Genomic DNA, 7,432 nt, shown 5'->3' with positions numbered 1-7,432 from the left:
CCCGCATAGGACTGCGCAACTATCGCCCAGGCTCGCCGCGGCGATCGCGGTCTCGAACCCGGAGATGCGCTCGCGCATGTTCGGGATGGTGCGGCTGGAGCCGACCGCCAGGATCCGCCGGTGACCGAGCTCGATCAGCCGGCGCGTGGCCATCAGCGTGGCTTCCAGGTTGTTGACGCCGACCGAATCCAGGTCGGACGCCTCGTTGGTCCGATCGACGATCACCGTCCGGATGCCCTGGCTGCGGATGAGCTGGTGCGACGGGAAGCGATGGTCGACCGGCGCCATGATCATGCCGGCCAGACGCCAGGCCAGCATCGCCTGGACCCGGCTCACCTCCTGCTCGGCATCCTCGTTGGCGCTGCCCACCAGGAGCTGGTACCCGCCCGCATGGGCCAGCCCCTCCAGGCGCGTCGCCAGGGTTGCGAGGAACGGGCTCATCAGCGAGGGCAGGACCAGCCCCACTACGGAGGTCTGCCGGCGCCTGAGCGTGGAGGCGACCTGGTCGCGCTGGTAGCCCAGCTCCTCCATCACCCGCCGCACCCGCGCCACCAGTTCCGGCGCCACGCTGGTCCGGCCGTTCAGCACGTTGGACACGGTCGCGATCGACACGCCGGCCGCATTGGCGACATGCCGGATGGTGACGCGCGACCCTACGACATTCGCCTGACGTTCGCCCAAGAAGTGACCTGCCACGTGTTCCGTTTCATGAACGGAACGAGCATCCCAGCGCCGGCTGCTCTCTGTCAACCGTCGCTGGCACCGATCGCGCTTGCCATTCCTTTGGGTCAACGTATACGAAACTGCGTGAAAGGTTTTACGCGCCGGCACCACCGCGTCGCCTGGGACATGGGTCGGCACGGCCGGACCGACGGTGGCATGAACGATCGGCCGGTCGAGGCCGCCATCGAACGTTGCCGGCGCCATCGCGCCTGTGGAGGGGACTTGCTCGTCGCGCCGCTTCTGCCTGCCCTGCCCGGCGGCCCGAACGGGGAGGCCCGCCGGTGACCACCACCGTCCTCGACATCGGCAAGACCAACCTCAAGATCCATCTCCTGGGCGACGACGGCACGCTCCTGGCCGAGCGCAGCCGGCCCAACCAGTCCCTGCCGGGGCCGCCGTGGCGTCACTACGATCTGGCGGCGATCGAGGCCTGGCTGCTGGCGACCCTGGCGGAGCTTGGCCGGAGCCATCGCCTCGACGCATTCGTTGCCGCCTGCCATGGCTCGGGCGGCGTACTGGTAGACGAGCACGGCCCCCTGCTGGCCCCGATCGACTACGAGAACCCGGTGCCGCCGGCAGTGGCTGCGGAGTATCGCCCGCTCGTGCCGCCCTTCCCCATGTGCAGCGCGCCGGTCCAGGCCCAGGCCGGGCATTTCGCCCAGCAGCTCCTGATGATGCAGCGCGGCTTTCCCGAGATCTTCGCCAGGGCCTGTCACTTCCTGCCCCTGCCGCAATACTGGGCCTGGCGGCTGACCGGCCGTGCGGTGCTGGAGCCTACCATGCTGGGTGCCCAGTCCCAGCTCGTGAACCCGCTGGACGGCAGCTCCACCGGTATTGCTGAGAAGCTCGGCTGGCAGCACCTGCTGGCGGAGCTGGTCCCGCCTTACCAGCGCGTGGGCAACCCCAGGCCCGGCCTCGGCCTGCCGCCGGACATGGCGGTGCTCGCCGGCATCCACGACAGCACGGCCAATCTCCATTGCTACCAGGCGGCCGGCCTCACCGACTTCGCGCTCCTGTCGACCGGGACCTGGCTGGTCGGCATGTGCCCGACCACGCCGGTGGAAGCGCTGGACGCCGGGTTCGGGATGACCGTGACCAGCGATGTCGACGGCCGCCCGATCGCGGGCGTGCTGACCATGGCCGGCCGGGAATATGCCGCAATCACCGGCAACGCCTCCGGCCGGGCCAGCGCTGCGGCGGTGGCCGAGGTGATCGCCCGCGACAGCCAGGTGCTACCGGGCTTCGTCGACTATGACGGAGCCTTTCCGGGCAGTGCCGGGCGGGGGCGGCTGGTGGGCGAGCCGATCGGCCAGGAGGGACGCATCGCGCTGGCGACCCTCTACAACGCGCTGGTCGCCGACATCTGCCTGGACCTGATGCGCAGCCAGGCCAGCGTCGTGATCGATGGCGGCTTCACCGCCGACCCGATGTTCGCCCGGCTGGTGGCGGCCTTGCGGCCGGGCCAGAAGGTGCTGGTCAACCGGCGGGGCGGCGGGACTGCCGCGGGCGCCGCCCTGCTCTGGACGCATCGCAATCTGGGCCGGCCGGCGCGGCTCGACATCGAGCCCGCAGCACCTATCGAGCTCGAAGGGCTGGCGGGTTATCGTTCCCGGTGGCGCCGGGCCGTGCGCCGGCATATCCAGCGGCCGCTGCCGCCATCCTGCAGCGGCCTCGCATCGACCGCAGACGAGGAGTAGATCGTGAGTGAGATCGGTCACCAGGACATCCGCCAGAAGATCATCGCGACCTGCCTGGAGATGACCAGGCAGGGCATCAACCAGGGCACGGCGGGCAATGTCTCGTACCGGATCGAGGACGGGCTGCTGATCACGCCGACCAGCCTGCCCTACGAGGTGATGACCCCGGAGGACATCGTCCACCTGAAGTGGGACGGCAGCTATACCGGCCGGCACCGCCCCTCCTCGGAATGGCGCTTCCACCGCGACATCCTGAAGAACCGCGAGGACGTGAACGTCGTCCTGCACAACCACGCCACCTACACGACCGTGCTGGCGACCCACGAGCGCGGCATCCCGCCCTTCCACTACATGACCGCAGTGGCGGGCGGCCACGACATCCGGGTCAGCAAGTACGCGACCTTCGGCACCCAGGAGCTTTCCGACGAGATCCTGGTGGCGCTCAAGGATCGCTATGCCTGCATCATGGGCCACCATGGGATGCTGACCACCGGCAAGAGCCTGGACAAGGCGCTGGCGCTGGCGATCGAGGTCGAGACGCTGGCCAAGATGTATGTCCATGCCCTGGCGATCGGCGAGCCGCCGCATCTGCCGGCGGAGGAGATGGATCGGGTGATCGAGCAGATGCGCCGGATGTCCTACGGCAATGCGCCGGACCTGGACCATGTGAAGGACACGCCGAAGTCCGCCGCCTGAGCGGCAGCCCCTTCCCTTGCGAAGGCCGTCCTCCGGAAGGTGGGCGGCCTTTTCTATGGCCGGCAGCGGCTCCCTGAATGTCCTCGCTGATTCGGATTGCCACCTCAGTAATCGCCCGATTATTTACCCGCCATCTACCGGAAAAATAACAACAAAATTAAAGTTAATTTGAATGAGGCGGAATGTTGGAGTCGGGGAAGCCGAACGATCCGCTGTTCGACGAACAGTGGCATCTCCTGAACAGCGGCCAGGATGGCGGAATGGCCGGCATCGATGTCCGAGTGCTGCCGGCATGGGCGGACTATAGCGGCAAGGCGTCCGGATCGCGATCTTCGACCGGGGCGTGGAAGGCAACCATCCGGACCTCGCCGCGAACTTCGATACCGAGGACGGCTGCGACACCGAATCGGGTAAGACGGGTCCAGGCCTGCCGATCCGGGAAGGCGACAACCACGGCACGGTCGTGGCGGGCTTTGCCGCCGAGGTGGGCAATAACGGCGTCGGCGGCATCGGGTCGCCCACGGCGCCACGATCGTCGCCTACCGCATGCCGCTCGGCGAGGACGATTCCGATTCCAATCCCGACAGCGAGGATGAGGATTACGAAGCCACTGGCTTCGAGCAGCAGCTCCTGCAGGGCGTCGACATCTCCAACAATTCCTGGGGCGGAATCCTGACGAGCGCCAGGATCCGGACAATGCCGCGATCATCGAGCGGCTGGCCACCGAGGCACGGGACGGCCTGGGCACTGCAATCGTGTTCGCGGCCGGCAACGAGCGCCACACGAGCGTGCTGGTGAACGGCGAGGACGACCAGTCGGACCCTCATGTGATCTCAGTGGCGGCCATCGACCGGGATGGGCGGGCGACCTGGTTCACCAATCCGGGCGCCGGCCTTCTGGTGACGGCGCCGGGCGAGGACGTGCTTTCGACGGACCGGGTGCCACCGCACGGTGAAGATCCCGATAGCGAATACGTCGTCGAGAGCGGTACCTCCTTCGCGGCACCGATCGTGAGCGGCGTCGTGGCGCTGATGCTGGAGGCCAACCCGTTGCTGGGTGCGCGCGACGTCCAGCAGATTCTGGCCGCATCCGCCTGGAAGCCGGAGGGTGCCGACAGCTGGATGCAATCGGCCGAAATGATCCTCGAGGTGATGGGTCCGCATGTCGAAGGATTGACCGCCGAGGATGCGGCGCTGCTGGTGCGGCCATGGGACTGGCAGACCAATGGTGCGGCGCACTGGAATGGTGGCGGCTACCATGTCAGCCACGATTGCGGCCTAGGCCTGCGCCCATGCCGCGGTCGGCTTCGCAGAGACTTAGCGGCGGGACGCCCAGACCTTCGCCAACGATCAGGAGCTGTCATTCAGCGACCCCGCCTCCCGGTCGCTCGCGGCCGGCGCCGCCACCGGCTACGACATCACCTTCACCGATGCCGAGGGTGTCACCTTCGAGCACCTCACCTTGCATCTCGACTTGGTCGCGAACCCCGACCTGACCCTGCGCGACGTGCTGCTGATCTACCAGGATCTGGACATCCGGCTGACCTCGCCGAGCGGCACGGTCAGCTACCTGCATACCGGCTTCGACGCCGATCTCTGGTATGATTTCAACAGCGAGACCGACCTTGACACCGAGGTAGGCGAGGACTTCCGGCTCGATCTCGGCACGACCCAGCATTGGGGCGAGGCGGCGGACGGCGTCTGGCGGGTGGACATCACCAACCGGGGCACAACGGGCGACACCCTTCAGATCCAGAAGTTCACGCTGGACGCGCAGGGCGGTGCTGGCAACCATGACCAGTATCTGTTCACCGACGAGTACGAGCAGTCCGCGGCGGAGGATGCGTCCCCCCAGGTGCTGGCGGGCCGCAATGGCGGCCAGGACACGGTGAACTTCGCGCCGGTCACCTCGGACTTGGTGATCCGGCTCGACGGCGAAGCAGGGCAGGTAGGCGACAGCCCCTGGCGGCTGGCCGCGAACGCGCGGATCGAGCATGCGGTGGGCGGCGATGGCGCCGACCAGATCCACGGCAATGGCGAGAACAACTGGCTGCGCGGCATGCGCGGCGACGACCTGCTCTTCGGCGGTGCCGGCAACGACCGGATCGAGGGAGGCGCAGGTAACGACCGGCTGGAGGGTGGTGACGGGAGCGACCGCCTGTTCGGCGGCGGCGAGGACGACGACTTCCTCCAGGGTGGCGACGACGGCAGCCTGCTCTCCGGCGGGCGCGGCGACGACGTGGTCCTGGGGGGTGCTGGCGACGACGAGCTCTACGGCTTTGCCGGCCAGGACCGGCTGGAAGGCGGGCTCGGCGACGACCTGCTGGACGGCGGCAAGGGCGACGACCTGATCGTCGTGAACTATGGCAACGACCAGATCGATGGTGGCGCCGGCACCGACACGCTGGCGGCGGGCTCGGCCATTGCCGGCTACCGGCTGGAAGGGACCGGTGCCGACGGCAGCCTGATCGATCTCGGTACCGGCGACCGCAGCAGCTTCACCTCGATCGAGTTCCTGCGCTTTGCCGACCAGACGCTCGGCTGGAACGGCTCGGCCTGGGATCGGGTGGTCTGAGACACCTTGCGCGCGCCGCCTCAGGCGACGGCGCGCTCGATCCAGCCGCCACCCAACAGCCGGCTGCCGTGGTAGAGCACGCAGGCCTGGCCGCGGGCGATGCCGAGCTGCGGCTCGTGGAAGACCACCTCGACCCGCCCGGCCTCGTCCCGGCGGACAGTCGCCGGCTGGGCCGGCTCGTTGTAGCGGTGCTTGGCCATGACCTCGCCCGGCAGCTCCCCCGCAGCGGCGGCACCCACGAGGTGCAGCCGGTCGAGCACCGCCCAGCGCATCCGCGCCCGTGCCTTGGGAGCAATCGTCACCCGCCGGCTCACCGGGTCGATCTCGGTGACGTACATCCGCTCTGGTGCTGCCACACCCAGGCCGCGGCGCTGGCCGACCGTAATCCCGGCCAGGCCCCTGTGTCTGCCCAGTACCCGGCCGGCATCGTCGACGATCTCGCCGCTCTGGCCGGCCTCCGGACGCAGTGCCGCCACCACGCTGGCATGGTCGCCGTCCGGCACGAAGCAGATGTCCTGGCTCTCGGCCTTCTCCGCCACCGGCAGGCCCAGGCGCTGGGCATGGGCACGGGTCTCGGCCTTGGTCAGGCCGCCCAGCGGGAAGCGCAGGCGCGCGAGCTGCCTGTCGGTGGTGGCGAACAGGAAGTAGCTCTGGTCCTTCGCACTGTCCCGACCCCGGTGCAGCTCGGTGCGCCCGGAAGTGCGCAGGCGGCGGACATAATGCCCGGTGACCAGGGCCGCCGCACCCAGCTCCTGCGCGCTCTCCAGCAGATCGCCAAACTTGATCCGCTCGTTGCAGCGCACGCAGGGAATGGGGGTGCGACCGGCGGCATAGCCCGCCGCGAACTCGTCGATCACCTGGCGGCGGAAGCGCTCCTCGTAATCCAACACGAAATGGGGGATGCCCAGCCGGTCGGCCACCGCCCGCGCGTCACGGATGTCGCGGCCGGCACAGCAGCTTCCGGCGCGGCCAGTCGCCTGGCCGTGGTCGTAGAGCTGCATGGTAATGCCGACCACATCGAAGCCGGCCTCGGCCAGGAGCCCGGCGCAGACGGAGCTGTCGACCCCGCCGGACATGGCCACCACCACCCTGGCGCCGGCCGGCAGGTCGAGATCGGCAAGGAGATGGTCAGGATTCACGAGATCGATGTCCAGGCAGCGCCGTCAGTAGTCCAGGAGGCTCGAAACCGGCACGTCCACGATGATGCCGTCCAGTTGCCGGTCGAGGCGGATCTGGCAGCCCAGGCGCGAGGTTGGCTGCCAGTCCGGTGCCAGGTCCAGCATGTCCTCCTCTTCCGGAGAGGGTGGCGGGACCAGGTCGAACCAGGGGTCGGGGATCCGGACATGGCAGGTGGCGCAGGCCATGGAGCCGCCGCACGCCCCTTCCAGCTCCACCCCCGCCTCGCGCGAGGCCTCCAGGAGTGTGCTGCCGGCAGCCACGCCTATCCGGCGCTCGCTGCCGTCGGGCAGCCGGAAGCGGACCTGGATCACTCCCGGCTCAGACGTGGAAGCTCTCGCCGCAGCCGCACCGGCCCTTCTCGTTCGGGTTGTTGAACACGAAGGCCGCACCCAGCTTGTCCTCGACGAAATCCACCTCGGTGCCGGCGACATAGGGCAAGGCTGCCGCCTCGATCACGAAGGTCACCCCACCTACCTCGATCGCCTGATCGTCCTGCGCCACGGCTTTGGCGAAATCCAGCGAGTAGCTCCAGCCCGAGCAGCCGCGCGGCTTCACGGCGAGCT

8 protein-coding genes and 1 pseudogene are annotated in these 7,432 nt (G+C 68.6%); 5 read left to right on the top strand and 4 right to left on the bottom strand.

Translation table 11 applies throughout. From position 1 onward, the window contains the following. Positions 1 to 681, bottom strand: a 681-nt coding sequence (locus EQG76_RS07975; protein WP_159712219.1) for a LacI family DNA-binding transcriptional regulator, incomplete at its 3' end; no start/stop codon positions are given. 323 nt (positions 682 to 1,004) lie between these two features. Between EQG76_RS07975 and EQG76_RS07970 the strand changes: the two genes are divergently transcribed. The 5 genes and pseudogenes from EQG76_RS07970 (at position 1,005) to EQG76_RS07950 (ending at position 5,690) form a co-directional block, all read left to right on the top strand. Beyond that, positions 1,005 to 2,420, top strand: coding sequence for an acetate and sugar kinases/Hsc70/actin family protein (locus tag EQG76_RS07970; RefSeq protein WP_159712217.1), 1,416 nt, complete (start codon positions 1,005 to 1,007; stop codon positions 2,418 to 2,420). Positions 2,421 to 2,423: 3 nt separating this feature from the next. Beyond that, a complete protein-coding gene (locus EQG76_RS07965; RefSeq protein WP_159712215.1) occupies positions 2,424 to 3,116 on the top strand; it encodes a class II aldolase/adducin family protein in 693 nt (230 codons plus the stop codon). A 322-nt stretch (positions 3,117 to 3,438) separates the two neighbouring features. Next, on the top strand, positions 3,439 to 3,792 hold the full coding sequence (locus tag EQG76_RS33320) for a S8 family serine peptidase (RefSeq protein ID WP_407925513.1): 354 nt from the start codon (positions 3,439 to 3,441) through the stop codon (positions 3,790 to 3,792). Between the two features lie 79 nt (positions 3,793 to 3,871). After that, a pseudogene (locus tag EQG76_RS33315) lies at positions 3,872 to 4,150 on the top strand (S8 family serine peptidase); the annotation flags it as partial. A gap of 427 nt (positions 4,151 to 4,577) precedes the next feature. Next, complete coding sequence (locus EQG76_RS07950; protein WP_159712211.1) at positions 4,578 to 5,690, top strand: proprotein convertase P-domain-containing protein; 1,113 nt, start codon at positions 4,578 to 4,580, stop codon at positions 5,688 to 5,690. A 20-nt stretch (positions 5,691 to 5,710) separates the two neighbouring features. Here EQG76_RS07950 and mnmA read toward each other — a convergent pair whose 3' ends face one another. The 3 genes from mnmA to EQG76_RS07935 all read right to left on the bottom strand — a co-directional run. Then, on the bottom strand, positions 5,711 to 6,829 hold the full coding sequence (gene mnmA / locus EQG76_RS07945; protein ID WP_255476490.1) for a tRNA 2-thiouridine(34) synthase MnmA: 1,119 nt from the start codon (positions 6,827 to 6,829) through the stop codon (positions 5,711 to 5,713). Positions 6,830 to 6,853: 24 nt separating this feature from the next. After that, entirely contained in the window at positions 6,854 to 7,180 is a 327-nt protein-coding gene (locus tag EQG76_RS07940) for a 2Fe-2S iron-sulfur cluster-binding protein (protein WP_159712209.1), read from the bottom strand. Between the two features lie 7 nt (positions 7,181 to 7,187). Further along, on the bottom strand, positions 7,188 to 7,432 hold a 245-nt coding region (locus EQG76_RS07935), incomplete at its 5' end, for a HesB/IscA family protein (protein ID WP_159712207.1).

Source organism: Geminicoccus flavidas, assembly GCF_009806515.1.
GTDB classification, from domain to species: Bacteria; Pseudomonadota; Alphaproteobacteria; order Geminicoccales; family Geminicoccaceae; genus Geminicoccus; species Geminicoccus flavidus.
This window is presented reverse-complemented; position numbering and strand designations above follow the sequence as displayed.